The sequence below is a fragment of the Acidobacteriota bacterium genome (assembly GCA_019347945.1).
In the GTDB taxonomy this organism is placed as follows: Bacteria; Acidobacteriota; Thermoanaerobaculia; order Gp7-AA8; family JAHWKK01; genus JAHWKK01.
Window position 1 is genome coordinate 25,075 of record JAHWKK010000020.1, and the last position, 25,086, is coordinate 50,160.

Below are 25,086 nucleotides of genomic sequence, written 5' to 3' on the forward strand. Positions count from 1 at the left end.
CCTCGGCTTCACGTTATGATGCCAATCATGATCGGATCGACGGTTTCGCACTATCGAATCCTCGCTCCACTGGGTGAGGGTGGGATGGGCGTAGTCTTCGAGGCGGAGGACACGCGGCTGCGCCGACGCGTGGCGCTGAAGTTTCTTCCGAGCGGAACCGCCGTCAGCACCGAGGCGGTTCTGCGCCTGAAGCGCGAAGCGGAAGCGACGTCCGCACTGAATCATCCGAACATCTGCACCATCTTCGACATCGGGGAACACGCCGGTGCTCCTTTCATCGTGATGGAGAAGTTGACCGGGTCGACGCTCAAGCAGTACATCGGGGGCAGGCCTCTCCCCCTGGAGCGCCTCCTCATCCTTGGGGCCGAGATTGCCGACGCGCTGGACGCGGCGCATGGCGCGGGAATCATCCATCGGGACATCAAGCCCCAGAACATATTCGTCACCAGCCGCGGCACAGCGAAGCTGCTGGATTTCGGTCTGGCGCGACTCGACGACACGAAAGCAGCGGGAGCGGATCCTGTGGATTCCGAGTCGCCGACGGTTGCCTTGCCCGGCCAGCTCACGGCGTTAGGCGCCACGGTAGGCACCCTCGCTTATATGTCTCCGGAGCAGGCGCGTGGTGAACCGGTGGACGCGCGTTCGGACCTCTTTTCGTTCGGCGCAGTGCTGTACGAGATGGCGACCGGCCGCCCACCTTTCGTCGGCCAGAGCTCGGCTGTCATTCTCGACTCCGTTCTCAACCGGGAACCGCCTTCTCCATCGCAGATCAATCCAGCCCTGCCGCCGGAGCTCGATACCCTGATCGTGGGCGCTCTGCAGAAAGATCGAGACGTGCGCGTGCAGAGTGCAGCAGAGATTCGCGCGCAACTCATGCGCCTCCGGCGACAGGATGCGACCGGTCAGAGCCGCCCCGCCGCTCCTGCGCGTATGCTCTCCAGCCGCAAGGCAATCGCAGCATCGGTAGTTCTCGCCGTCCTGATCGTCGCAACGGTCTCGGTCCTGCTCCTGAGACGCAACCATACGGCCGATGACGCCGGACCGATCACCTCCGTTGCTGTACTTCCGTTTGTCAGCGCAACAGGGAGCGAGGAAAGCGAGTACGTGAGCGAGGGACTCGCGGAAACGCTGATGAATCACCTGTCGAGAAATCCGCGGCTCAGGGTGATTCCGCGGAGCACGGTATTCCGATACAAAACCGAGAAGATCTCTCCGAAGCGAATTGCGGAGGAGCTCGGGGTCCGCGCGATCGTGGCGGGCCGTCTCGTTCAGCGTGGGGACCGATTGACCGTACACGTGGAGCTGATCGATCCGAGAGCGGATGCTCAGTTGTGGGGCGCGCGATACGAGCGGAGTCGGGCGGAGCTCCTCACATTGCAGCGCGAAATGTCGGAAGAGCTCGCGCGCGCACTAAGGACGCGCGGCGCTCCGGTCGAGGAGACGTCGCCGCGGCATATGACCTCCGATGAAGAGGCGTTCCAGCTCTACCTGAAAGGCCGTTACGAGTGGAACAAGAGAACGGGACCAGCGCTGCGAACTGCGTTATCGCACTTCCAGTCTGCCATCGCACGTGATCCCGACTTCGCGCTCGCTTACCTCGGGCTCGCCGACACGTACGCAATCATGGAACAGTACACCGATGAGCCGGCCGCGGTTCTGCTGCCGAAGGCGAGAGAGGCGGCAGTGCGCGCCCTGGAGGCCGATCCCTCGCTCGCCGAAGCCCACGCCACGCTCGGCCTGATTTATCAGCAGATGTGGCGATGGGAGGAAGCCGAAGCCGAATTCCGGAAAGCCATTGCCCTCAAGCCGAACTACCCGACGGCGCGCCACTGGTACAGCATTCATCTGCGCTCCGTCGGCCGACCGGAGGAAGCCCTCGAGCAGATCCGCATCGCCCAACGGCTCGATCCTCTGTCAATGATCATCGGCGTTGCCGCGGCGTCAACACTCGCGGAGTCCGGACGTCATGAGGAAGCGATCAAACGATACCTGGAGCTCGATCCTAACTTCTACATCGTCCAATCGCGTCTCAGCCGGTCATACTCGGAACTCGGAAGGCATGACGACGCCGTACGCTCGGCCCGCTATGCCGTGCAGCGTTCGGGCGGAGCTTGTGAACAGCTGGCGGATCTCGGGAGGGCCTGCGCAATGGCCGGCGATACGAGCTGCGCGACGGCAGCCTTGCAGGATCTCCGGAGCGGTTCCGACGGAGCGGCTTGTGATCCGGTCTGGGCTGCGTACGTCCATGCCGCACTCGGTCAGGCTGATGCCGCCTTCTCCGCTCTGGAGAACGCCTACGATCAGAAGAGCGCGAGGCTCTCGTACATCGAGACCGACCGGATCATGCTGGGACCGCTGCAGACCGACCCCCGCTACGCCGAGTTGCTCCGAAATATGAGCATTCGATGATCGCTTCGATCACCTTTTGCTGACCCTCGCGAAATGCGCCGCCCGGCTGATCAGGCGACTTCCTGAGACAGCCGAGAGCAGTGGCTCCGACTTCACCGTTTCTCTGCTTCGTCCTTACAGCGAAACCGACTCCCATCCCATGAACTGCGGATGTCCGATCATCATCCCCTCGGGCATCCTGGCCGACGCATGCGCCTTTCGAAACGCTTCGCTCCTCGTCCAGTCGACGAACTGCTGTTCGGTTTCCCACATCACGTGACTGGCGTAGCGATGGGAGCCGTCGTCGTGATCGGCGCCGCGCACGAGATGGAACTGCATGAAGCCGGGAACTTCGTCGAGGTGCGTCGTCCGCTCCCGCCATCGTCCTTCGAACTCTTCACCGCGTCCCGCGGCGATCCGGAAATGATTCATAGCGATGTACATGACGAGAGTTGTAACACATCATTCGGAAAGCGCCCCCGGCAGGGCTGCAGGAGCGCGCGCGCGGTCGATCTTCGACTGACCACAATCCCGGGCGAGAGACCTCACCGATTTAAATTGCAGTCCGCGCCCTCATACGCCATCATTCCACAATCAGCCCATGACACTGCCAAACGGAAGCAACCTCGGGCCGTACCAGATCGTTTCGCGACTGGGTGCCGGTGGCATGGGAGAAGTCTACAGGGCACTCGACACGCGGCTCGACCGCAGCGTCGCCGTCAAGGTACTTCCTTCTGATACTTCGGGAGACGAGAAAGCCAACGCGCGGTTTCAGCGTGAGGCGAAGCTCATCTCGCAGCTCAGCCATCCGAACATCTGCGCTCTCTACGACATCGGCAGGTCCAACGAAACGACCTACATCGTCATGGAGCTGATCGATGGAGAGACTCTCGGCTCGCGCCTCCAACGGGGTCCCCTCCCTCTGCGCGAGATCTTCCCCTGCGCGATTCAGATCGCGGATGCTCTCGACCGCGCGCACCGCACGGGAGTGATTCACCGCGACCTCAAGCCGGGCAACGTCATGCTGACCAGGGGAGGCGCGAAACTCCTCGATTTCGGTCTGGCGCGTGCGATCAACCCGGTGGTCGCAGAGGATGATCCCACCCAGGCCGCACCTCTGACCTCCGCTGGAATGGTCGTCGGAACACTGCCGTACATGGCTCCCGAGCAATTGCACGGTCGCGAGACCGACGAACGTTCGGATATTTTCGCGTTTGGCGCTTTGCTCTACGAGATGATCACCGGCAGGCGGGCCTTCCACGCCAGCAGCTCCGCGAGCCTGGTTGCGCAGATCCTCGAGCACGAGCCGCCCGCTCCATCCTCGCTTCAGCCCATCACACCCGCTGCACTGGAACGAGTGGTCATGACCTGCCTCGAGAAAGATCCCGAGCGGCGATTCCAGTGCGCTGGTGATCTCGCAAGAGAACTGCGTAGGATCGAAACAGGGACTGCCATCGAGCTGGAAACGGCGACCACGATCGGACCGCTTAAGTCGCGGCCGATGCTCTACGGTCTGATCGCAGCCGGCGTCGTCGTGGCGCTCGCCGCGGCGGTTGCGGGATTTCTCGCCGGCCGCCAGGGAACCGATCCGGCACCTAGAGCAACGTTCACTCAGCTGACGTTCGGCAGCGGCGAAGAGCTTCATCCGACGATCTCACCTGACGGGAGAATGTTTGCTTACGTCAAGAGGGCCGATGGTCAGCGGGACATCTTCCTGCAACGGACCGGAGGATCGAGCGCCATCAATCTGACCGAGGGAAATCAGCTTGACGATGAGGCACCAGCATTTTCACCCGACGGCAATCTGATCGCCTTCCGGTCGGACAGGGACGGAGGCGGCATCTTCGTCATGGGGGCTACCGGGGAGTCGGTTCGGCGCCTGACGGAGAGCGGTTTCAACCCCGCCTGGTCGCCGGATGGCTCGAGGATCGTGTACTCGACGGAGAGGACCGGTACTCCGCGCACCGTCTACGGCGGTGGTGAGCTCTGGACCGTCGAGCTGGGAAGTGGACGCTCGGAGCGGCTTTTCGAAGGTCCCGCTCTGCAGCCGTCCTGGTCACCCGATGGACGGCGCATCGCCTTCTGGGCCGGCCGCAGTGGTGGCCACCGCGACATCTTCCTGATCGACGCAACAGGGGAACCGGAGAGCCTGGTCAATGTGACGGCGGATGCTCATCTCGACTGGAATCCCGTCTGGTCGCCCGACGGGACCACTCTCTACTTCTCGAGTGAGCGCAACGGCACGATGAATCTCTGGCGCGTCGCCATCGATCAGACTTCGGGGAAGCCGGCCGGCGCGGTCGAACCGCTCAACGCCGCCTCGCCGGACGCGTCGTCCATCTCTATTTCAGGAGACGGCACGCGGATACTGTATCGATCCACCTCTCACTACGGAACACTCGAAAGGATCCGTTTCGACGCCACAACGGAAACCGTGGAAGGGGACGGAGTCGTGTTCGACGGGTCGCTTCCCATTCGCAACGCGGCCGCATCCCCCGATGGTTCGTGGATCGCATTTTCGACCTCCGGCATTCAGGAGGACGTGTACGTGATGGCGGCCGACGGCACCGACGTTCGGCAGCTGACCAGTGACGCTTCGCGTGATCGTGGCATCAGCTGGTGGCCGGACGGCTCGCGCATCGTCTTCTACTCCAATCGTACCGGCACATGGCAGGGGTGGACGATCCGTCCCGACGGAAGCGGCCTCGAGCAGCTTACGGAAATGGCGGCAAACTGGCCGCGGATCTCCCGCGACGGGACGCGCGTCACGTTCGTTGGCGAGAATCAAGGAATCGTCGCGGAGCTTGCGACCCTGCCGGTAAGTGAGGGGAGGCCGCTTCCCCGGGTCGAAGGGAGTTCCTTCGCGCCCGCGACATGGTCGCCCGACGGAACGAAAGTCGCGGGAGCACCGTGGGGCAGTGTAGGTACCTACATTTACTCGCCGACGATCGGCCCCGCCTGGTCTCCCCGACGGCGAGGATCAGCGCTTTCATCGACGACCGGCGCCTGCTGTTGATCGAGCGCGACGGACGGATTCGGGTCGCGGATGTGGCAACACTGGAAGCGCGAGACGTCGGGCACGTCCCGACCTCGGACGACACGGACGCGCTCGACTCCATCTCGATCTCGACCGACGCCGACACCATTCTCCTGGTCCGCACCCGCGCCGACAGCGACATCTGGCAGATGACCATCCCCTCCACTCCGAGCCGGTAACTCATGAGGGGTCCGCGCGGCTCGGAAACTGTCGTGACATCTCTCCACCAGGAGTAGAATGCTCTCGAGCCGAAAATGTACGAGGAACCGAAAAACGAACGTGTGGTCCCCATTGGGACATTTTGATTTTTTACCCATTTTTTACGCGATCACTCACTCGCGAGTGCCCGTTCGGGCAACAGCCCGCGAACGGGCTGTTGCCCAAACCCGGGGATAGAGACGATGGCGGGGAAAAGTCCGCCCATGTCATCCTGAGCCGCCGAAGGACGGCGAAGGATCTGGGGGTGGCTCGCGAATCATCGTGGTGGCGGGCCGGAGGAATCATTCATGAGCCCGCGCCCAGATCCTTCGCCGTCCTTCGGCGGCTCAGGATGACGAGTGTGAACGCGTCGACCATGTCCGGCGAAGCTCGTGAATCGCGGTTGAAGAGGCGGGCGCGACCTGATCCGGTTCTCTCGGGTTTTTCGGTTTGGGCAACAGCCCGCGAAGACCTGACCCTAATTTGGAATTTGCCAATATGCCCAATTGGCCGCTGTCCACCGATCCGGGGCAACCTCAACCCTCTACAGCGAAGGAGCGAAAGATTGAAAGGATCATCGTGGTTCATGGTTGTAGCTCTCATGGCCGGGTTGATTGTTTTGACCGGCATGATGGGTCGCCGTTCGCGCCGGGAAAGGGCCCACCTCGCCGCTCACAGTCGGTCTGATATTAACGCTCTTGAATACAGGCGATGTCCCTTCTGTCGGGGAGAGTTACGTCACTTATCGGGCTCCGGCAGGGAATACTTCGGCGCGACTAAAGACGTCGACGATTTCAAGTGCCGCAACTGCCGACTCAAGTTCCGGCACATCGTAAAGGACAACATCAGTACGTTCTACGAGTGGTGGGGCTTGAAGACTGGGTGGGATGAGTGGTCAGATTTGGTCACGCGCCATGAACGCTGACCCGCTCGCAGCAACCCAAGTTGGCTTAGACGGTCGCGAGAGCGACGCGTAGATCCCGGAGTCCATCGTGTAGTATCAGGTGAACGGGGAACACCGATGGGCAGCCCCTTCGCGAGCGGCACCGAGGTCTCCCGCTACCGGATCGCCGAGCGAATCGGGGCGGGTGGGATGGGTGAGGTGTACTCCGCGGAGGACCCGAGGCTCGGGCGGCACGTTGCGCTGAGATCCTGCCGCCGGGAGCTCGTCGAGAACGAGGACCGGGGCTGGAAGGAGGAGATGCTCCGCGCTGGTCGAAGGACGAGAACGAGTTGTTTTATTTTACTCCGGCCGACGAGCTGATGGCTGTCGACTTAGGCGTCGACGGTGAGCGGATCGAAGTCGGGAAGCCACGCCACCTCTTCACGACATCGACGTACCGCTGGAACGAATTTTTCGATGTGTCGGCTGACGGCCAGCGTTTTGTCGCCCTGTTTCCGCTATCCTTACTGAGAGGACGAGGGAATGGCGCGTTTATTCGACGACGAATCGAGTCGGGATTTCTTTTCCGAAAAATACTCCAGGATCCAATCTGCCGCGGCGCTCAGAATAGAGGAGGCCGTCCTCGGGCATGCTTCCGGGCTGAGCGGTTACACGACCGTCGAGCAGGCCCGGCTTCTCCGCGAGAGAATAGAGCTCTCTCCGGAATCGCGGACTCTCGATCTCGGCGCAGGGAGAGGATGGCCGGGGGCGTATCTGGCGCGTGAGACGGGATGTCCGCTCGTTTTTTGCGATACGCCTTTCGAATGTCTTCACGAAGCTCTGCTGCAATCCGGATGCGACACCGATACGAGCCTCTCGGCCGTCGTCGCGGATGGACGTGCGCTGCCCTTCCGAGCGGAGACATTCGACGCGATCGTCTTCGCCGACGTCTTCTGATGAATCGAGGACAAGCTCTCCGTGCTGAGAGCTTCCCGCAGAGTCCTCGCCCGGGATGGCCGTATCGGGGGCTACACGATTCATACGCCGCCAGGTCTGTCAGAGGAAGAGGAAGCGCTGGCGTGCGAGTACGGGCCCTCTCAGGTGAACGGCTCGTCACGACCCGATGAGCTCTTCGAGAGCGCCGGTTTCACCGTTCTGGAGATGGCCGACGTCACCGACTCGCTCGCGGAGGCGTGTCGTTCGCTCGCCGAAGGCCGGGCAGGGATCGAAGCGATCCTCCGCGAAGAGGAGGGCGATCAGAGATACGAGGAGGACCAGCAGAAGAAGTGGGGGATGGTGAAGGGAGTCGAAGAGGGACTCCTCCGAAGGACGCTCATCATCGCGGTGAAGAAGTGATGGTCACTCGGCTTCGAGGAGTTTGAGCTGCCAGAGATCGCGGGCGCTGCGATGCAGCACCGGCGCGAGTGCGAGGTGGCCCGTCTTCCCGATGCTCTTCTCGAGGAAACGGAGCTCCTCGAGCTTCGCCGCGATCGTCGGATCGGGTGGGACCAAAAAGCCGGACTCCCGCATCATGTCAGAGCGTGACCGCTTTTGCCGTCGTCAGACCGGAATCGAGAATGCGAGTCAGATCGCGATCACGAGCGAGCAGGTCGGCCCCGTGCAGCTCAGCCAGTTGCACGATCAGGCAGTCGATCGTCGAACGCACCGTCACCCCGCGTCTGCGGAGCTCGCGATACAGCTCCGCCGCGGAGAAGTACGTTTCCGGTTCGATTGGTGCGAGACAGACCATGTCGCGAAACTGTCGCTCGAGCGCCGTCAGAGTTCTGGAGCGCCGGAGACCCTGAAAAAACTCGGCGATCACGACGCCACACGTGACGAGCTCGACTTCATTCGTGATCAGACGCACGAGAATGTCGGCTTCCCTGGAGCCCGCCTCGTTGAAGAAATCCGCCCAGACGGACGTGTCGACCAGGACTCTCACCGCCGCTCTCTCAATTTGTCGATCTCACCTTCCCAGGCGACCTTTCCGCGGAGGTCGAGGAGTCGCTTCCGCCGTTTTGCTCGGGCAAAAGCACGCAGAGCCTCATTGACGACTTCGGTCTTCGTCCGACTCTCGGAGGCCTCCATCGCTTCCTCGAGTGCGATCTCGTCGATGTTGAGTGTCGTTCTCATTATCTGCCTCCATCCTCATATCATAACAGAGGAATCGATGCGGATCATTGCATACATTGGGTTCCAGCCTTATTTGGAGCGCGGTACGAAGTGCCGCTTCATTTCTTCCTCTCCCCGCCGACGAAGTGCGGGTAAGACGCGACGTTACTGCGGGGAGAGTGAAAAGGTGCCGCGGTGACACGAGCCGAAGATCTGGCGCTCGAGGGTGAGATGCCGGAGTCATCGTGTAATATCAGGTGAACGGGGAACACCATGGGCATCACCTTCGCGAGGGGAACCGAGCTTTCCCGCTATCGCATCGTCGAGCGGATCGGTGCGGGCGGGATGGGTGAGGTCTACTCCGCAGAGGACCCGACGCTCGGCCGCAAGGTGGCGCTGAAGATCCTGCCATCGGAGCTCGTCGAGAATGAGCAACGGGTCGCCCGGTTCGTGCGAGAGGCGAAGACAGCCTCGGGGCTCGATCATCCGCACATCGTCACGATCCATGAGATCGGCGAGGCCCAGGTGTCACCCGACGGTGCCGCGACGCCGTCGACGATTCACTACATCGCGATGGAGCTGGTTCACGGCTCGACGCTCGCGCGAAAGATTCACGAGGAACGCACGGAGCTGCGCGAGCGAGTACGCTGGCTCGCGCAGGCGGCTGACGCCGTGGCGAAGGCACACGACGCAGGCATCATTCACCGCGACCTGAAACCGGAGAACATCATGGTGACGGCGGACGGCTACGCGAAGGTGCTCGACTTCGGCCTGGCGAAGCTCACCGAGACGGGAGAGGTCAGTGCAGACAAGACCACCGCCGCAATGGATCGAGACACAGCCGAGGGTGTGGTCCTCGGGACGCTCGCCTACATGTCGCCCGAACAGGCGCGTGGCCAGCGGGTCGATGCCCGATCGGACATCTTCTCGTTCGGCTCGATCCTCTACGAGGCGGTGACGGGTCAGCGTCCATTCGAAGGGGATGAGAAGATCGAGCTGGCACACGCGATCGTTTCGCAGAAGCCAAAGCCGATCCGCGAGCTGAACCTCGCTTGTCCCGACGAGCTACGAAAGCTGATCGGACGCTGTCTCCGCAAGTCCCCTGACCGCCGCTACCAGTCGATGAAGGACATCGCGATCGAGCTCGCCGAGATGGCCGAGGACTGGGAAACACTGTCGGTGGGCGGGTCGACTTCATCTGGAGCGACCGTGCCATTCTCCGGCATCAGACACGCCGGCTGGAAGACATGGCTGGCGGTGGCCGGAGTCGTTATCGGGCTTTTGGCGGCGGGTGGGATCCTCACCGAGCTGTGGCGATCGCAGTCTACCGTCGCACCGGCGACTTCGAGTCCCCGCTTCCAGCTCGAGCCACCGTCAGGAGTGTTGATCGAAGAAAGCGGTGCGCAGACGACGTTCAGTCTGTCTCCGGACGGTCGCCTCATCGCGTTCATGACCCGGGGAGGAGAAAGACAGATTTACCTTCGCTCGATCGACGAGATCGAAGCTCGTCCATTCGTCGACGGATCCGATCCGTTCTTCTCGCCCGACAGCCAATGGCTCGGATACCGGTCGGGTGGTCGGATTTGGAAAATCCCTGTGACGGGAGGCATGCCGATCCCGATCTGTGACGCGCCAAGGGTACGCGGTGCGAGCTGGGGAGAGGACGGCACGATCCTCTTCTCGGCCGGGAAAGGTCTGCTCCGCGTCGACGAGAATGGAAGCGAGCCCGAGATCGTCACGGACCCGGAAACCGATTCGACTGGAATCCGGCACTACTGGCCGCAATACCTTCCCGGTGGCAAAGCGGCGCTGATGACGATTCATAAGGGCGTCACGGAGCGTAACCGGGAGCTCGCCGTGGTGACACTCGACACCGGTGAAATCCGCACCCTCGTGACAGGCGGTACGTCCCTGCGTTTTACTCCGAACGGTTATCTGCTGTTCAACCGGTACGGAACTCTCCATGCGGCGCCATTCGACCTGGAAGATCTCGAGATCACCGGTGAGATCAGGCCGGTTCTCGAAGACATCTACTACTATCCTGGAAGCGGCTTCACCGCGGCGGAGCTGAGCAGGGACGGCGCGCTCAGCTACATCCCCGGGGCACCCGGCCTGCGAGATGCTGAGCTCGTCTGGATCGACCGGGCTGGAGTGGTGGAGCCCGCTGACGAATCGAGCCGACCTTTCGGGGCACTCACCTTCTCCCCGGATGGACGGTACCTTGCCGCAAACATCCGCGAGGATCTCTCCGAGTCACGAGTTCACATTCAGGATCTCCGCACCGGAGGCTGGCGCTCGCTTCCGGGCCGTGTGGCTTCGAGCCGACTTGTTTGGTCTTCGGAAGGTAAATGGATTTATACGAGTGCAATCAGGAACGGACGCCCTCAGGTGGCTAGGATTGCAGCGGACAGGACAACTCCACCCGAGCCTGTAACACCCGGCGACTTACCCCACTGGGAGTATGTAAATTCAGTTGCACCTGACGGACGGCTCTTGTACCAGAAGCAGGTCGCGGCTGCCCAATGGGATCTCTATCTGATTGAACCGGATGGTAAAGGACGGCCGGAACCATTTCTCGCCACCCCGGCGCTGGAGGCAATGGGAAACTTCTCTCCCGAGGGACGGTGGGTGGCATACGAATCCTTCGAAACCGGATCTCGCGAGATCCACGTCCGCCCGTATCCGGAGGGGGCACCGAGGATCACGATCACCACCGAGGGAGGATCCGTGCCGTTTTGGAATCCGAACGGCGAAGAGCTCTTCTACCGCTGCGGCAAGACGGCTTATTGTGTCGTGCCTGTTGAGACTGAACCGACCTTCTCGGCCGGAGAGCCTCGTATTCTCTTCGAGGCGGACTTTCTCCCTCGTCACTGGCAAACCAGTATCGACGTCGCCCCCGACGGCGAGCGATTCCTGGTCATCAGGCCCGCCCCCGAGGAGGTCCCGGAACGGAAGATCGTCTACATCCCGAACTGGGTCCACGAGCTCGACCGGATCTACAAGGAGGGCGGCATCCGGTGAAGTTGTCGAGGGGCGCCTGACTGTTCCGAATCCTTCACGTGAAGCACAGGCCTGCGGGCCGTCTCCACGAGCTCGGGCCGGTCGACGTTGCGCTGGGGTGATGGATGCTCGGTCGAGCATGGCTCTGTTCAGAGCATAGAGGGTCACATTCGTTATTGGGTTCAGTCGCGCGAAAGAGGGGCTCCTCCGAAGGACGCTCATCGTCGCTGTAACGCAACGAGGTCAGGTCGAACGCTCAGCCGGATTCGAGGAGTCTGAGCTGCCAGATGTCCTGGTCGTTGCGATGGAGAATCGGCGCGATCGCGAGCCGCCCGGTCGGTCCGATGCTCTTTTCGAGATAACGGAGCTCTTCGAGCTTCGCATCGATGATGGCGTCCCTCCGAATCTCGAAGCCGTTCTCGCGCATCATCAGGATTCCCTTGGCCCGCAGGGAGAGCTCGGCGTAGAGGCGGAGATAACAGAGCATGTCCGCGAGAATCTCTCCCGGAAATCGTTCGCGAAGAGACTGAAGATAGGAGCCGACGCGCGATTCGCTGAAATACCCGGAGTGGAGCAGCTCGAGGAGCTCGCTGTCGATATCGAATCCTTTACCGAGCCAGGCCTGGAGGAACCGCTCGCTCTGGGCAAATACGACGATCACGATGGAGGGTAGCGCGATCATCACGAGAGCCGTCGACATCAGCGGTGAGATGAGAAAGTGGTTGAATCCGGAGTGGATCGCTACCGCGACGAGTAGCCCCGGTATCGTATCTGCGAGCTTCTCCCGGCCTCGTCTCTCTGCCAGCAGTTGTGCGAGCATGGCGAATGTCGCGGTCGTCCCGCCGTGCATCACCGCCGTACCGAATCCTCGCACGACCCACAGCGCAGTCGCAGATTCGGGCAGAGCCGTGAGGTAGTAGAGATTTTCCAGCAGCGCGAACCCGGTCCCGATCGCAAAGCCGTAGATCGCGGCGTCGACCAGGAAGCCGATCCTCTTCATGCGGAGAAGCAACACGATCGGAACCGCCTTGAAGATCTCTTCGACCAGAGGGGCGGCGAACCGTGTCACCAGCCTCTCTTCGATCCCGAAAAGCGGCAAGATCGTCACGTTGACGCCGTAGCTGACGATGGCGGCGGCGCATCCCGCGAGGATCGTGCCGATGATGTTGCGAAACCGGACGAGCTTGTAACTGTCGAGATAGACGAGGCTGGCCAGAAAGAGACAGACGGGGAGAAGTCCGAGGGCTGTCCTCATACGGATATCCTCGCCGGTCTCACGATGACCGTCAGCGGAGAAGCTTCAGTGACGCCATGAACTCGTCGGACGTATCGTCTCCTCTCTCCGCGACCGCATAACCGAACGAGAATGTCGCGTCGAGGTTTGAGAACATGACCAGAGAAACATCGACCTGCGCGCCGATGTTGCCGAGCGTGTCGCGCAGTTCGCTCTCGTCGAAGTTCGTGACGAGCCCGGAGGTGAAGAGCGCCGCCCGCGCCCAGCGGGCGTAGAGTCCCGGAACGCCGACGCGCTCGAACCGGACAGGGGGAAGTGTCAGCTCCAGCGTCACCTTCCCCCAAGTCGCCGCACCCGCCTCGTTGAGCTCGAGCCCCGGGAAGGCGTAGAAATTCCGGTAGCGCCGTACCGGACGATCATCGACCCAGTTGTTACCGAATCCGCCGAAGAAGAAGTTCGCGAATGCGTTGTCTCGATCGCCGAATGATGTTCCCGCCGAGGATCGAATCCAGAGTGACGTATGGTCGATCGGGAGGAGAAACCCGTAATCGAAAATGCCGTGGACCTTCGTAAAGAGCTCGTCGTTGACCCAGCTTGTTCCCCCCTGGAGTGCCCACTGGGTCCCCCGTTCGTAGTCGACGGCACCGATCGTTCTCTTCAGATTTCTGTAGTTGAGCTGAGCATCGAAGGTGGCAAACTCATCGAACGGCGCACTGACGTTCTGATACTCGGGGAGCGTGTCGATCCCTCCGTACCAGGAACCGGTCAGCGTGTAATCGAGAACGCGCGGCCGTTCGTAGATGAGGTAGTTGCCGTGAGCGAGTGAGGCGGAGTAGCCTTTCCGGCTCGTCTTTGTCGGCCCGAAGAGATCGTAGAAATCGGTGTCGTTGTAGCGGAGTCGTGCCTTCCACGGCGCGTGGTCCCAGCTCGCGGAGAAATGAAACATCTCCTCGTCGTCGAGGTCGTGCTCGGGTGAGACAGCGACCGTGGCATCGATCATGTGCAGGCCGAGGGGATCGGCGAAGTTGAACCTGAGGCCGACGGCCACCGAGTCCTTATATCCCTCGACGATGGGGTAGACCGAGGTGAGCCCGACTGACTCGAACGGTTTGTACTCTCCCGTGTAGGTCGTCACCTCGCGAAGATCGACGTCGGCGGGTGACCCTGCCATCCACTCTTCGAGTTGTGGGTGACGGTTGATCACCTCCTGCCCGAGGTAGCGGATCGCGTTGACATCCTCGGTGACCTCGATCGGTATCGACACCGGCACGAAACCCTCCGCGGTGTAACGGAACGCGATCAGCTCGTCATCGGAGATCGGCAGGGGACGAACCAGGCCGGTCTCGGCGTTGGAGAGCGCTTCGATCTCGCCACTCTCGAAGTCGTAGCGGAAGATATTCGACACACCGGTGTAGTAAGAGGTGCCGTAGAGGTAGCGGTCGTCTGGAGAGAAGACGAAGTTTGCCGGTGTATTGTTCTCGAACTCGTAGAGAATGTCGTACGAGCTGTCGCCGGAGAGAAGACGCTCGATGTCGAGCCGGACCAGCTGCTGTCGTCCGCTGATGTCGATCATGGAGCAGGTGAGGGTCTTCCCGTCGTTCGAGATGGCGAGATCGAAGATGTCCCGCCCGTAATCGAGCGTCAGGATCGTGTTCCACCCGTCCCACGGTGGAGGGATCCGCACGAGGGTAGAGAGGCCGTTGTGATGCTGAACGGCCCATATCGACTGGTCCTTCGGATGGACGACCAGGTCGCCGATGCGCGCGTCTTTCAGCAGCTGGCTCGACTTGCCGGTCTCGATGTCGACGACCTCGAGGTCGCGCCACCCACCCGAGTTGTCGCTGGTGTAGAAGAGCTTGCCGCTCTGCGGATCCCAGGCGAGGGAGGTGACGTAGTAAAGGGCAGGGGAGTCGACTTCGGTGATGTTGCGCAACTCTCCTGTCTCGATGTCGAGAGCGACGATCCTCGCCGGCTCGGCGGGTCGGGTGATCGCTACATAGAGCTCGTTGCGCTCCGGATCGTAGTGAGAGCGTGAAACGGAGCCGAGTGTTTCCGGGTGGAGTGGCTCGCCACGGGTGACCGGATATTCGTGGATCCGCTCGAGATTATCGCGTTGCCATCCAGCTTCCCACGCGATCCATCGCGACCACTCATCGTCGAGAGATCTCCCGTACACCTTCTCGAACTGAGCGGCGAAGTATCGCTCGCTTCCTTCCGATCGATCGAACCACTCGAGGAGTTTCTCCGGGCCGTACTGAGCAGCGAGCCAGGTTACGAAGCGTGTCCCGTAGAGATACGAGTTCTGGCCGACCTGAAAATCGATCGTCGTGCCTTCCGACTCGAGGCCGACGATGTCGTAAAAGTACGCATCCTCGAGGGCCATCGTCCTGAAGACCATCTCGTCGTAGCCGCCGAGCACTCGGCCGATTCCCCCCGCCATCCACGTCTCGAGAAAGACGGCGATGCCCTCGTGGTACCAGCGTGGGGAGTACCAACGGGGGCTCGTGAGGTAGCTGTAGAACATCGAGATCGGATTCTCTGCGATCGGCGTGACCTTTCCGCGGAAGAGACTGCGCCAGAACTCATCCTGAGGAGCCGCCTTGTCGGTGGCGACGACGTGGACGAGCTCGTGGTGCATCAGCCAGTTCATCCGCTCGTTTGCGGGCATCGTCTCATAGACGTAATCGAAGGGCTCGATTCCGATACTGAGGTAATTCCAGGGTACGGTCGAGGTCCCGCCGTGGCCGAAGTCGCCGAAATCCTGCATCAGCAGCACCACTTCCTCCGAGGGGGTGTAATCGAACAGCTCGCGGTGGAAGCGGAGGGAGTTCTCGAACGAGCGAGCGAGATGGTAGGTGAGATACTCGTGCTCGGGAGTGTAGTAGATGAGGTTCAGGAATTCGGTCTGCCGCGAATAGAGCTTCTGGTCGGCACCGGCCGGAAGGCAGACGACTGCCATCACGATCGCGGCGATTGCCCGTTTGACTTCCATCAAAACCTCCTCGGATCGCGATCCGGTATCGATTACATCGTAAACGAAAAATGAAAAACGCCGCGGACCGGGAGTGGGCCGCGGCGCTTTCACAGGCTTCAAGCAGCCTTCTCTGTTACTGTGCGAACCTCGACTGGAGAGTGTCTGCGCGGTTGCTCAGCTGCGAAATACGGGACTGCAGCTGATCGCGATTTTGAACCATCTGGCGATTCTGCAGAAGCTGTCTGTCGGCGAGCATCGTGCTCAGGTTCGACAGATACTGCGGGAAGGTCCGGTCCGCCAGCTGGCGATGCTCGAGCATTCTTGACTGCAGCTCCGAGCCTCTCGCTTCGAGCATTCTTGACTGCAGCTGGCTTCTCTGTGCGAGATGCCTGTCGATCGCTCCGAGCTGCGCCTCGATACTGGCGAGCATACGGCTCTCGAGCGCCGAGACACGGTTACTGAGCTGCGCCTCGAAACTGCCGAGCTGTGCTTCGAACGACTGGAGGGCAGCGCGATTCTCGACCTGATTGGCCTGGTTGGCCAGCTGCCTGTTGGCGAGCGCGATCGAGTCACTGATGCTGGCGAGTTGTTTCGAAGCGAGCATCCGGTTCTGGAGGTGGAGGTCCATGTTCGCGAGCGCACGGCTCTCGAGCATGGAGGCACGCTCGGCCAGAGTGATCACGGAGCTTTCGAGCGCCGAGATCCGGTTCGCGAGAGCTGAACGGTCTGCCAGCTGCTCACGCGACTCGAGAGCCTGAATGAAGGAGCCGAGCTGAGCCGAGATGTTCTCCAGCATTGACATCTGGTCCGACATCGCTCCCAGGTAGTTCACCCGGTGCGCGAGGAAATTCTCCCGGTTCGCCATGAACGCGGGGAAGCGGGCAGCGAGCGCCTCGCGTGCTGCCAGCTGCCGCTCCATCGACTGAAGCTCGACCGTGGCGTTCTGGAGGAAACGACTCTCGAGCTGCTCTCGATTTGCGAGCTGCGCGCTGATGTTGGCGAGCTGCGCTTCGATCTGATCGATCCCGTGCGATGCGAGGAACCTGTTCGCGAGCTGAGAAGCAAAGCTCTCGAGCTGCACACCGAAGTCTGCCATCTCACTCGAGCTGAGCTGCTGGCGGTTCTCGAGCGCGGCGATTCGGCTCGCGAGCTCGGCTCGGAAGCTCTCGAGCGCGGCGATGTCGACGTTGCCCTTCAGCGCATCGCGCTGCTGGAGGATCATATCCATCGAGGCCAACGAATGACGAATATTGGCGAGAGCGCGATTCTGAAGCGCTTGGACGTGACTCGCGAGCTGCGTTTCCGCGCTGGCGAGCGCGGGACGAATGTTTGCGAGATCCGTCCCTTCACGATGCTGCATGACCACATTGGCGAGATCCGCCTGGATGTTGTCGAGAGTGGCGGCATCGTCCAGATAGCCGGCGTAGACGACCTGCTCGGCTTCACGTTCGAGCTCGTCACCGAGGATGACGTCCTCGTCACCGATCTGCTGCTGACGGTGCTTCTCCACTGCTCCGATCGCCCCGGCTGCATCCTCAGAGGTGAACGGAGGTGAAGGCCTGAATACGGCGAGAGCGATGACAGCCAATACAGCTACCGCCGCAAGTCCAACCAAAAACAGCGATCTTCTTTTCATGAGTTCCTCCTCGGTTTAAATGTTCCCTGGTGCTGGCTTCTGTTCTTCAATTACAGTTCACTGGGTAGAAAGTTGGTTTTCGCGCCTCGGGTCGCCGAGTCGAATTTGTTCGGTGACCGATTCGCCGTTGCGCGAGACGATCTCGATGTCAATGCCAGGGCTCGGACGCTCGAGATCGACGAGAAAGAGAGTCACTTCGACCCTCCGGGCGGCGGCGATTCGCGCCAGCCCCGGTTCGAGAGAGAGAGAGTCGACAAAGGAATCGTCGCGGCTGAAGCCCGCGAGACCGAGCTCACTCGCGTCGTAATGGATCTCGATTCCGGCCTTCTGACGGAGTGTCAGATCGAGCGCGATAGCGACGATCTCGCCCGACCGCGTTGCTTCGACACTCCCTTCGAGAGCGCTGTTCTCGATCATTCTGTTGTCGATGAGCTCCCATTCCTGCGTCGCTAGATGCGCTTGCATCGCACCCGTAGCATCGGTCGGGCTTATCGCAGGCGCGCTGGCATTGAAGAGCACGGGACCGAGAAGCAGGCCGACAATGAGACCCGCCGCGAGCGCCCAGGCGTAACGGAAAAAGCGACGGCGCTTCTCGGCGGCGAACGGAATCGGAGCCGGTCTCACCGCGGTGACACTGCCTGAATTCGACCTGATACGGGCCACGACTTCCTCCCGGAAGCCGGCAGGGGGCTCTTCCAATTCGATCTCATCGAGCTTTCCGGAGATCTCCCGCATCTGAGCTCGCAGTTTCGCCGCCTCGGGGTCGCTTTGGACCCGACGACGCAGCTCGGTCTCTTCTTCAGGCGAGATCGCGCCGTCGATCTCCAGATTGACCAGCTCGAATAGTCGTTCATCCGTCATTTTTCGTTTATCCAGCCTTTCCCGACGAGCAGCCTGCGCAGTTGACGGCGTCCGTCGAAGAGCCGCGATTTGACGGTTTTCTCGGGGATGTCGAGAATCCGGGCCATCTCCCGGTAGCTGAGATTAAAAAAGTGGCGCAGCAGTATGACCGCGCGGTAGTCCTGCCCGAGCTCGTCGAGAGCGCTGTGCACCTGCCGTCCTGTTTCGGAGGCCTCGTAGGCGCGGGCAGGATCGGGTCTGTTCGTCGGCAGCTGAGCCGGAAGATCGCTCTGCGGCCGGGGCTTGCCGAGAAAATTGATCGATTCGTTGATCGCAATCCGGTAGATCCAGCTGAAGAAGTTTCTCTCCGGATCGAACTGCCTCAGATTCTCGAAAGCTTTGACGAAGACGTCCTGCGATATCTCTTTGGCGTCCTCGTAGCTCCTGACCATTCGAAGGACCACATTGAAGACCGGTCCCTGGTATCTGTCTACGAGTAAGCCGAATGCTTCCACGTCGCCCTCCATACAGCGAGAGATGACTTCATGATCATCCTCACTCACGAAATACCGGGCGGGGTTGCGAAAAGTTGGTGAATCATTCGAGGATCATTCGATTTTGAAGATCTGATCGAATCCCGAGAAGTGGAAGATGTCGCGGATATGGCTACTGACATTGACGAGCCGCAACTCGTGGCCCTGCTCGCCGAGCCGTTTCTGCGCCGCGAGGAGAACCCCGAGTCCGGCACTGGAGATGTACTCGAGACCGGAGAAGTCGAGCACCCGGCTCTCCGTTGTCTTGGCGAGGTGGGGCTTCGCTTTGTCGACCTGCGCCGCATCGAGTCGGCCCTCAAACCGGAGCGTACCATTTGCATCTTCAGTGATTTCAAACATATCTAGGCTATTGACTTGACCATAGTGATGGTACCTTCCCGGCCGTTGAATGTGTAATCTACCCGGTCCATCACTTTCCGGATCAGGTGAATCCCGAGTCCACCGGGAGTGCGTTCCGAGACGGGCAGAGTGACATCGACTGCTCCCGCCTGTTCGAAATCGAACTCGTCCGCATCGAAGTCGGTAAGGGAGATGACGAGCTCGTCCTCCTCCCTCTCGAGAGTGACGAGGATGTCTCCCTCACCGTCCGGGTTGTACCTGACCATGTTCGTAAAAGCTTCCTCGAGTGCGAGATCGACTGCATGGCGATGCTGCGGTTCGAGATTCTCGGCCTCGAAAAAACGCTCGATAAATCGGACGATCTGCTCGATGGCGCCGATTTGTCGCTTGAACCTGGCTCTCATTTCTCTACCGTTTGTCCGAAGAGATGAAAAAATAGTATGCCCGGCTCGCGGCAGGGGTCAATCACGCTGGTGCGACACTAAATCGCAATCTGAGGCCCTCACTGGTTGAATGTGACGCAATGATGGAAACTCAGTCCGTACGCTGTACACACACGATGGCAATGTCGTCCGACTGGGAAGCGCCGCCGGCGAACTCGGTGGCGGCCCTGACCGATTCGAGGGCGATCTCTCGAGGATCTTCCGACTGGCGCCGCTCGAGCGTTTCGATGAGCCGCCCGACCTCGAACAGTTCGTATTCAGCGTTGGCAGCTTCGGTGATGCCGTCGGTGTAGAGAAAGAGTGTTCCACCTTTCGGCATCTCGAGCTCTCCCTCGGTGTACACATACGATCCGAGGACTCCGAGAGCGACTCCGGGATTGGTCTCGATCTGTGTCACCTGATCGGCGGCGATCAGGATCGGTGGATTATGACCTCCGTTGCAATAGGAGACTTTTCCGGTCGCCGGGTCGACCAGAGCGCAGAAGGCCGTCACGAACATCGAGGGGTCGGTTTTGGCGGCGAGCATGCGATTGAGGTCCGTGAGGATCCGCGAAGGGGAGTGGTCGTACAGAGCCATGGTGTAGAACGAGGCCGCCACACCCGCCATCACGAGTGCGGCTGTGATCCCTTTTCCGCTCACGTCGGCGATGATCACGTAGATTCGTCCGTCGGGGCGGACGACGAAATCGTAATAGTCCCCACCGACCGTCCGGCACGGCTGGTTGTAGCTGGCAAAGATGAACCCTTCAACTTCTGGAGTCGTCGATGGAAGGAGACGGCTTTGGATCAGGAAAGCGGTCTCCAGCTCCTTTTCCATTCGCTGCTTCGCCTCGACCTCCTCACGAAGGAGTGTCGTTTCCAGCTTTCTGGCTGCAATTCGTGCGACCTGAGCGGCGAGCGCGACGTCCTCCTCCGTGATCAGTCGCTGTGTCAGCTTGTAATCGATGTAGAGGATCCCGGTCACCTCGTCGCGGACGATGATCGGTGCGCAGAGAGCCGCCCGAATGCTCTGCCCCGCAATCGACTTCGCCGCGGCGAGATCGGAGAAGTCGGAGTCGTCGGCGAAGGATACGGCTCTCCGCTTTTCCACGACTTCATTCAGCAGGGTCCTGCTGATCCGCAGATCGGCGTCTTCTTCATCACTGCTCCGCCGGACCCTGACGTCAGTGAATGTTTCCCGGTCTGGTGCGAGAACACCGAGGGCGACCCGTGTAGGAGTGAAGAGCTCCATCACCTTGTCGACGATGAAATCGAAGAGCTCTTCCATCGGCTTCTCTTCGAGCAGTTCCATCGCGAGACGGTTGAGGAGATTGAGCCGCTCTGTCTGCCGGTCTTCAGAGCGCTTCTTGGTAGAGGCGTCGATGGCGGGGAGAGAGAGGTTGATGGTGGAGGAGGGGAGATCGGGAGTGATCGTCAGACGGCTCGGGGGAGCGGTCTCTCCTTCGTCGACCATGATGATCTCGTTCTCCCCGATCGTGATCCGGTCTCGTGGGGTGACCGGTATCAGGCTCTCGACTCTGTGACCATTCAGGTACGTGCCATTGGCACTCCCTTTATCTGAGACGAACCAGGCGTCTCCTTTCCGCGTGAGCTGAGCATGCTGCCGGGAGAGGTACCGGTCCGGGATCTGAATCGTGCACGACTCCGCCCGGCCGATCGTCACGACATCGTCGGTGAGTGCGTAATCCGTCGCCGCGACGTTGGGGCGGCAGACCCTCAGCTTGAGAACATTTTCGGAAACCGCCATCGGATTCCCCGCGTCTATCCGTCCAAAACCGGAGCTTAAAAGAATAGCGGACCCGGGCATGGATGTGCTAGTTGAAAAAGGCGACGACCGAAAAATGAAGGTCCCCTCATTTGCTTTGCTGAGCGATTCTTCGGCGGAGGACGGAATGAAGTGCCAAGGAGCATGGATGAGCCTATCCCTCCTTCGTCGGATCTTCGCGGGGTAAAATCACCCCTTGGCTCCGGAGGTACTTTCCCACTATAGGATCGACCGCAAGCTGGGGCAGGGCGGGATGGGGGAGGTCTACCTTGCCGAGGATCTCGTTCTCGGTCGAAAGGTGGCGATCAAACTGCTGTCAGAGGCAAGTCGATTCCAGGAGAACGCGATTCGCCGCTTCCGGGGGGAGGCGCGTGCGATCTCTGCCCTGAATCATCCGAACATCGTGATCATTCACGAGATCGGGGAGGACCAGGGTCAGTTGTTCATCGTCACCGAGCTTATCAAAGGAAAGACTCTGCGACAGATCATCGGGCACTCCCAGGAGCTCGCCGAGATTCTCGACATCGCCGTCGAGATCGCCGCGGCGCTGCAGGGAGCCCATGAAGCAGGCGTCATCCACCGCGACGTCAAACCGGAAAATATCATGGTCAACGAGTACGGAGTAGTGAAGCTGCTCGATTTCGGGCTGGCCAAGCTCACAGCCGACGATACCCAGCAGCCGGAGACGGGGATCGTGCTCGGAACGCTTCCGTACATGGCTCCGGAGCAGATCAGGGCCGAGCTGGTGGATGAGCGATGCGACGTCTTCAGCCTCGGAGTGATCATCTACGAGATGATTTGTCGCCGCCGCCCATTCGATCACGGCAGCTCCGAGGCGCTGATCAACACGATTCTCGGAAGCGAGCCGGACCAGCGCTGTCTTCTCCCGCTTCCCGGCGAGCTCCGGCGTCTTATCGTGCAGATGCTCTCGAAATCACGCTTCGAACGTCCCTCCAGCGAGGCAGTCGCACACCAGTTGCGGGCGATTCGCACGATTCTGCATCAACCGGCCCCTCCCCACGATGACGACGTCACACTGGAGCTGCACCGTAACGTTCCGGAGGAGGTGCCACATAATCTTCCTCCTGTCGAGGGCCCGCTCTACGGCCGGGACGAGGAGTTGCGCTCCATTCGAGCGATGCTCGAATCGTCCGAGATCCGTCTCATCACACTCACCGGCAGTGGCGGATGCGGGAAGACGCGCCTGGCACTGGAGATCGGGCACCAGTTGCGCGGCAGCTTCCGGAATGGCGTCTATTTCGTTCACCTCGATACTGTGGACGATCCAGATCTGGTTCCCGCGGCCATCGGCCGCGCCATCGGCATCAGGGAGAGCGAGGGCAAAAGCATCGAAGATCTCCTGATGCTGGAGCTCAGGAACAGTAAGACACTGCTCATTCTCGACAATTTCGAGCACCTGACAGAGGCGTCGATCTTCATTTCGACTCTTCTCACCGCGTCCGAGAGGTTGAAAATTCTCGTCACTAGCCGCGCTCCTACGCGCACACGCTGGGAGCAGGAGTTTCCGCTGGAAACGCTGGCGGTCCCAGCTCTCTCGGATCCCTTCCGGCAGCTCTCCGAGAGTCCCGCCATTCGATTGTTCGTCAGACACGCCGTGCGAACGATGCCGGCGTTCGAGCTCTCGGTCGAGAATGCTTCGGCCGTCGCCGAGATCTGCCGTGCACTGGAAGGAATGCCGCTGGCAATCGAGCTCGCTGCAGCGCGTGTAAAAGTCCTCTCGCCACGGGCGATCGCCGATCGACTCGGAAGTCCTCTTTCCCTTCTCACGGGGGGAGCGAGGGATCTGCCTGAACGTCAGCAGACCTTGAGAGCGACGATTGAATGGAGTGTCCGTCTTCTGACCGACGAGGAGCGACGCTACTTCAGGGTTCTCTCCGTCTTTCCGGGAGGGTGCGGGATCGAGGCCGCGGAATCGATCGGGGAGAGGACCGAGGAGGGGGATGTGCTCGAAATGCTGGGAGCCTTGGTGGACAAAAGTCTTCTGCGGCAGTATCCCGACGCGGACGGGGCGGTACGGTTCACGATGTTCGAGACGATTCGCAGCTTCGCCTCGGAAATGCTGGAAGAAAGTGGAGAGGCCGAATGGGTGCGCGATCACCATGCGAAGTTTTATGCCGGGTACGCCGAAGAGTCGGACCCGCATCTGATCGGCCCGACGCAGGCGGTGGCACTGAAGCGTCTCGAGACCGAGCACGCGAACCTGCGATCCGCCATCACGTGGTGCATTCAACGGGACGACACCGATACCGCTCTCCGGCTGGCCGGCTCACTTTGGCGCTTCTGGAATCTCACGGGGCGATTGAGCGAAGGACGTGCACTACTCGCGAAAATCGTCGACAGCGAAGAGGGCCGGGCTGCTCTCCGAATGCGCGCGTTCTACGGCGCCGGGGTCCTTGCGGATTCGCAGGGAGACTTCGAAGAGGCACAGCGCCACTTTTCCCGTATGCTCGAGCTCGCGCAGGTTGAAGGGAGCGAATGGGGTGTTGCGAATGCGACCAATAACCTCGGGATCGTCGCACTTCGTCGTGGCGATCTGTCTGCTGCCGAATCAGCGTTGGAGAAGGGGTTTCAGGCATGGAGTGAACTGGGAAACGATATGGCCGCGGCGCTCAGTCTCCAGAACCTGGGTAACGTCGCACGCGAGGCGGAGGATCTCCCGCTCGCAAAGCGACGGTACGACGAAGCTCTGGCCGGGTTCCGGCGTCTCGGGGATAAACGTGGAGAGGCATGGTCGCTCGACCTGATCGGCGACATCGAACGGCGGTGCGGAAACTTATCGGAAGCGCGGGAGCTGCTCGAGGAAAGTCTCGAATCGTTCATCGGGATCAACGATCACTGGGCGGTTGCTTCAGTCATGGCGGATCTCGGCAACGTGAATCGAGAGATGGGCGAGCTCGAGGAAGCGCGCGCTCTTCTCGAGGAGAGCCTGCTCATCTTTCGTGAGGTTTCCGATCTGAAGAGCTGCGCCGGCGTTCTCGACATGATTGCGGTGCTCTCCGGCGTAGCTGGGGAGCACGAAAGGACAGTGACGATCGCGGCTGCCGCCGTTGCGATTCGGCGTTCCATCGGTGCTCTCGCACCCACCAACCGGGGTAGTCTCGATGAGTATCTCATCGAGGCGCGCGAGCATATCGGGGATGCCGCAGCCGACGAAGCATGGCGACGAGGTTCAGAGCTCTCACTCGAGCAGACGATCCGTTATGCAGAGACCGGTTCCGGTCTATAATGGGGAATCGCTTTTACGGAGGTCGAAAATGGCGCGGTACATGGTGACCCGAACGCTACCGCCACTCTCGGAGGAACAGCTGAAAGAGGTCGGCAGGAAAGTGGTCGAGGCATGCAACGAGATCGAGGGGATGGAGTGGGTGCGCAGCCACATCACCTCGGATGGCAAGCATTCATTCTGCGAATTCATTGCACCATCAGCCGAAGCGTGTCGCGCGCACGCTAAGCGGGCAGGACTGCCTGTGGACGATGTCCACCCGATCGGCGGACAGATCGGCCCGAAAAGTGAAGCCTGACTGACGTTGAATGGGCGGATCGTCCCGAACCACCCGGCCGATCGTCCCGAACCACCCGGCCGATCGTCACGACATCGTCGGTCAGTGCGTAATCCGTCGCCGCGACGTTGGGGCGGCAGACCCTCAGCTTGAGAACATTTT

The 25,086-nt window shown here is 60.9% G+C and carries 21 protein-coding genes; 9 read left to right on the forward strand and 12 right to left on the reverse strand.

Going from position 1 to position 25,086, the window contains the following annotated elements; translation table 11 throughout:
* Positions 1–27: 27 nt before the first annotated feature.
* Positions 28–2,409 (forward strand): protein kinase, encoded by a 2,382-nt coding sequence (locus KY459_12485; GenBank protein ID MBW3565535.1) that lies wholly within the window; start codon positions 28–30, stop codon positions 2,407–2,409.
* A 114-nt stretch (positions 2,410–2,523) separates the two neighbouring features.
* Here KY459_12485 and KY459_12490 read toward each other — a convergent pair whose 3' ends face one another.
* The gene (locus KY459_12490; GenBank protein MBW3565536.1) at positions 2,524–2,832 is read right to left on the reverse strand and encodes an antibiotic biosynthesis monooxygenase; all 309 of its coding nucleotides are present in this window, start codon (positions 2,830–2,832) and stop codon (positions 2,524–2,526) included.
* 157 nt (positions 2,833–2,989) lie between these two features.
* On the opposite strand from KY459_12490, the gene KY459_12495 reads away from it, so the two are divergent.
* The 5 genes from KY459_12495 to KY459_12515 all read left to right on the forward strand — a co-directional run bounded on the left by KY459_12495 (position 2,990) and on the right by KY459_12515 (position 7,862).
* Positions 2,990–5,404: a serine/threonine-protein kinase gene (locus KY459_12495; GenBank protein MBW3565537.1), complete on the forward strand. Its 2,415-nt coding sequence runs from the start codon at positions 2,990–2,992 to the stop codon at positions 5,402–5,404.
* Complete coding sequence (locus tag KY459_12500) at positions 5,401–5,604, forward strand: hypothetical protein (GenBank protein MBW3565538.1); 204 nt, start codon at positions 5,401–5,403, stop codon at positions 5,602–5,604. The genes KY459_12495 and KY459_12500 overlap by 4 nt, the downstream gene beginning before the upstream one ends.
* A 1,040-nt stretch (positions 5,605–6,644) precedes the next feature.
* Positions 6,645–6,887, forward strand: coding sequence for a hypothetical protein (locus KY459_12505; GenBank protein ID MBW3565539.1), 243 nt, complete (start codon positions 6,645–6,647; stop codon positions 6,885–6,887).
* Between the two features lie 162 nt (positions 6,888–7,049).
* Positions 7,050–7,463 carry a class I SAM-dependent methyltransferase gene (locus KY459_12510; GenBank protein ID MBW3565540.1) on the forward strand — a complete coding sequence of 138 codons (414 nt, stop codon included), beginning with the start codon at positions 7,050–7,052 and terminating at the stop codon, positions 7,461–7,463.
* A gap of 21 nt (positions 7,464–7,484) precedes the next feature.
* Positions 7,485–7,862, forward strand: coding sequence for a hypothetical protein (locus KY459_12515; GenBank protein MBW3565541.1), 378 nt, complete (start codon positions 7,485–7,487; stop codon positions 7,860–7,862).
* Between the two features lie 3 nt (positions 7,863–7,865).
* Here KY459_12515 and KY459_12520 read toward each other — a convergent pair whose 3' ends face one another.
* From KY459_12520 to KY459_12530, 3 genes are read right to left on the reverse strand one after another with little or no spacing between them, the layout of a single operon-like run.
* Positions 7,866–8,039: a hypothetical protein gene (locus KY459_12520; GenBank protein MBW3565542.1), complete on the reverse strand. Its 174-nt coding sequence runs from the start codon at positions 8,037–8,039 to the stop codon at positions 7,866–7,868.
* 1 nt (position 8,040) lies between these two features.
* The gene (locus KY459_12525) at positions 8,041–8,448 is read right to left on the reverse strand and encodes a PIN domain nuclease (GenBank protein MBW3565543.1); all 408 of its coding nucleotides are present in this window, start codon (positions 8,446–8,448) and stop codon (positions 8,041–8,043) included.
* Positions 8,445–8,639 carry a type II toxin-antitoxin system VapB family antitoxin gene (locus tag KY459_12530; GenBank protein MBW3565544.1) on the reverse strand — a complete coding sequence of 65 codons (195 nt, stop codon included), beginning with the start codon at positions 8,637–8,639 and terminating at the stop codon, positions 8,445–8,447. Before KY459_12530 ends, KY459_12525 begins: the two co-directional genes overlap by 4 nt.
* Positions 8,640–8,891: 252 nt before the next feature.
* Between KY459_12530 and KY459_12535 the strand changes: the two genes are divergently transcribed.
* On the forward strand, positions 8,892–11,639 hold the full coding sequence (locus KY459_12535) for a protein kinase (GenBank protein ID MBW3565545.1): 2,748 nt from the start codon (positions 8,892–8,894) through the stop codon (positions 11,637–11,639).
* A gap of 235 nt (positions 11,640–11,874) precedes the next feature.
* On the opposite strand, the gene KY459_12540 is transcribed toward KY459_12535, so the two are convergent.
* From KY459_12540 to KY459_12575, 8 genes are all read right to left on the reverse strand, one after another.
* The gene (locus tag KY459_12540) at positions 11,875–12,873 is read right to left on the reverse strand and encodes a PrsW family intramembrane metalloprotease (GenBank protein MBW3565546.1); all 999 of its coding nucleotides are present in this window, start codon (positions 12,871–12,873) and stop codon (positions 11,875–11,877) included.
* Positions 12,874–12,904: 31 nt separating this feature from the next.
* Positions 12,905–15,844, reverse strand: a complete 2,940-nt coding sequence (locus KY459_12545) for a hypothetical protein (GenBank protein ID MBW3565547.1) — start codon at positions 15,842–15,844, stop codon at positions 12,905–12,907.
* 115 nt (positions 15,845–15,959) lie between these two features.
* On the reverse strand, positions 15,960–17,462 hold the full coding sequence (locus tag KY459_12550) for a hypothetical protein (GenBank protein MBW3565548.1): 1,503 nt from the start codon (positions 17,460–17,462) through the stop codon (positions 15,960–15,962).
* A gap of 57 nt (positions 17,463–17,519) precedes the next feature.
* Entirely contained in the window at positions 17,520–18,323 is an 804-nt protein-coding gene (locus KY459_12555; GenBank protein ID MBW3565549.1) for a hypothetical protein, read from the reverse strand.
* Positions 18,320–18,817, reverse strand: a complete 498-nt coding sequence (locus tag KY459_12560) for a sigma-70 family RNA polymerase sigma factor (GenBank protein ID MBW3565550.1) — start codon at positions 18,815–18,817, stop codon at positions 18,320–18,322. The genes KY459_12555 and KY459_12560 overlap by 4 nt, the downstream gene beginning before the upstream one ends.
* A gap of 93 nt (positions 18,818–18,910) precedes the next feature.
* The gene (locus tag KY459_12565; GenBank protein MBW3565551.1) at positions 18,911–19,195 is read right to left on the reverse strand and encodes an STAS domain-containing protein; all 285 of its coding nucleotides are present in this window, start codon (positions 19,193–19,195) and stop codon (positions 18,911–18,913) included.
* A gap of 2 nt (positions 19,196–19,197) precedes the next feature.
* Complete coding sequence (locus KY459_12570) at positions 19,198–19,599, reverse strand: ATP-binding protein (GenBank protein ID MBW3565552.1); 402 nt, start codon at positions 19,597–19,599, stop codon at positions 19,198–19,200.
* 130 nt (positions 19,600–19,729) lie between these two features.
* Positions 19,730–21,385, reverse strand: coding sequence for a SpoIIE family protein phosphatase (locus KY459_12575; GenBank protein MBW3565553.1), 1,656 nt, complete (start codon positions 21,383–21,385; stop codon positions 19,730–19,732).
* 214 nt (positions 21,386–21,599) lie between these two features.
* Between KY459_12575 and KY459_12580 the strand changes: the two genes are divergently transcribed.
* Positions 21,600–24,650, forward strand: coding sequence for a protein kinase (locus KY459_12580; GenBank protein MBW3565554.1), 3,051 nt, complete (start codon positions 21,600–21,602; stop codon positions 24,648–24,650).
* A gap of 28 nt (positions 24,651–24,678) precedes the next feature.
* Positions 24,679–24,945 carry a DUF4242 domain-containing protein gene (locus tag KY459_12585; protein MBW3565555.1) on the forward strand — a complete coding sequence of 89 codons (267 nt, stop codon included), beginning with the start codon at positions 24,679–24,681 and terminating at the stop codon, positions 24,943–24,945.
* Positions 24,946–25,086: the final 141 nt, after the last annotated feature.

What these genes read in the sequence shown, in the direction of transcription:
- KY459_12495 (MBW3565537.1), top strand. Translation starts at nt 2,990, where the DNA reads ATGACACTGCCAAACGGAAGCAACCTCGGGCCGTACCAGATCGTTTCG.
- KY459_12535 (MBW3565545.1), top strand. Translation starts at nt 8,892, where the DNA reads ATGGGCATCACCTTCGCGAGGGGAACCGAGCTTTCCCGCTATCGCATC.
- KY459_12575 (MBW3565553.1), bottom strand. Translation starts at nt 21,385, where the DNA reads ATGGCGGTTTCCGAAAATGTTCTCAAGCTGAGGGTCTGCCGCCCCAAC.
- KY459_12585 (MBW3565555.1), top strand. Translation starts at nt 24,679, where the DNA reads ATGGCGCGGTACATGGTGACCCGAACGCTACCGCCACTCTCGGAGGAA.
- KY459_12510 (MBW3565540.1), top strand. Translation starts at nt 7,050, where the DNA reads ATGGCGCGTTTATTCGACGACGAATCGAGTCGGGATTTCTTTTCCGAA.
- KY459_12520 (MBW3565542.1), bottom strand. Translation starts at nt 8,039, where the DNA reads ATGATGCGGGAGTCCGGCTTTTTGGTCCCACCCGATCCGACGATCGCG.
- KY459_12485 (MBW3565535.1), top strand. Translation starts at nt 28, where the DNA reads ATGATCGGATCGACGGTTTCGCACTATCGAATCCTCGCTCCACTGGGT.
- KY459_12555 (MBW3565549.1), bottom strand. Translation starts at nt 18,323, where the DNA reads ATGACGGATGAACGACTATTCGAGCTGGTCAATCTGGAGATCGACGGC.
- KY459_12570 (MBW3565552.1), bottom strand. Translation starts at nt 19,599, where the DNA reads ATGAGAGCCAGGTTCAAGCGACAAATCGGCGCCATCGAGCAGATCGTC.
- KY459_12540 (MBW3565546.1), bottom strand. Translation starts at nt 12,873, where the DNA reads ATGAGGACAGCCCTCGGACTTCTCCCCGTCTGTCTCTTTCTGGCCAGC.
- KY459_12505 (MBW3565539.1), top strand. Translation starts at nt 6,645, where the DNA reads ATGGGCAGCCCCTTCGCGAGCGGCACCGAGGTCTCCCGCTACCGGATC.
- KY459_12490 (MBW3565536.1), bottom strand. Translation starts at nt 2,832, where the DNA reads ATGTACATCGCTATGAATCATTTCCGGATCGCCGCGGGACGCGGTGAA.
- KY459_12530 (MBW3565544.1), bottom strand. Translation starts at nt 8,639, where the DNA reads ATGAGAACGACACTCAACATCGACGAGATCGCACTCGAGGAAGCGATG.
- KY459_12550 (MBW3565548.1), bottom strand. Translation starts at nt 17,462, where the DNA reads ATGAAAAGAAGATCGCTGTTTTTGGTTGGACTTGCGGCGGTAGCTGTA.
- KY459_12545 (MBW3565547.1), bottom strand. Translation starts at nt 15,844, where the DNA reads ATGGAAGTCAAACGGGCAATCGCCGCGATCGTGATGGCAGTCGTCTGC.
- KY459_12565 (MBW3565551.1), bottom strand. Translation starts at nt 19,195, where the DNA reads ATGTTTGAAATCACTGAAGATGCAAATGGTACGCTCCGGTTTGAGGGC.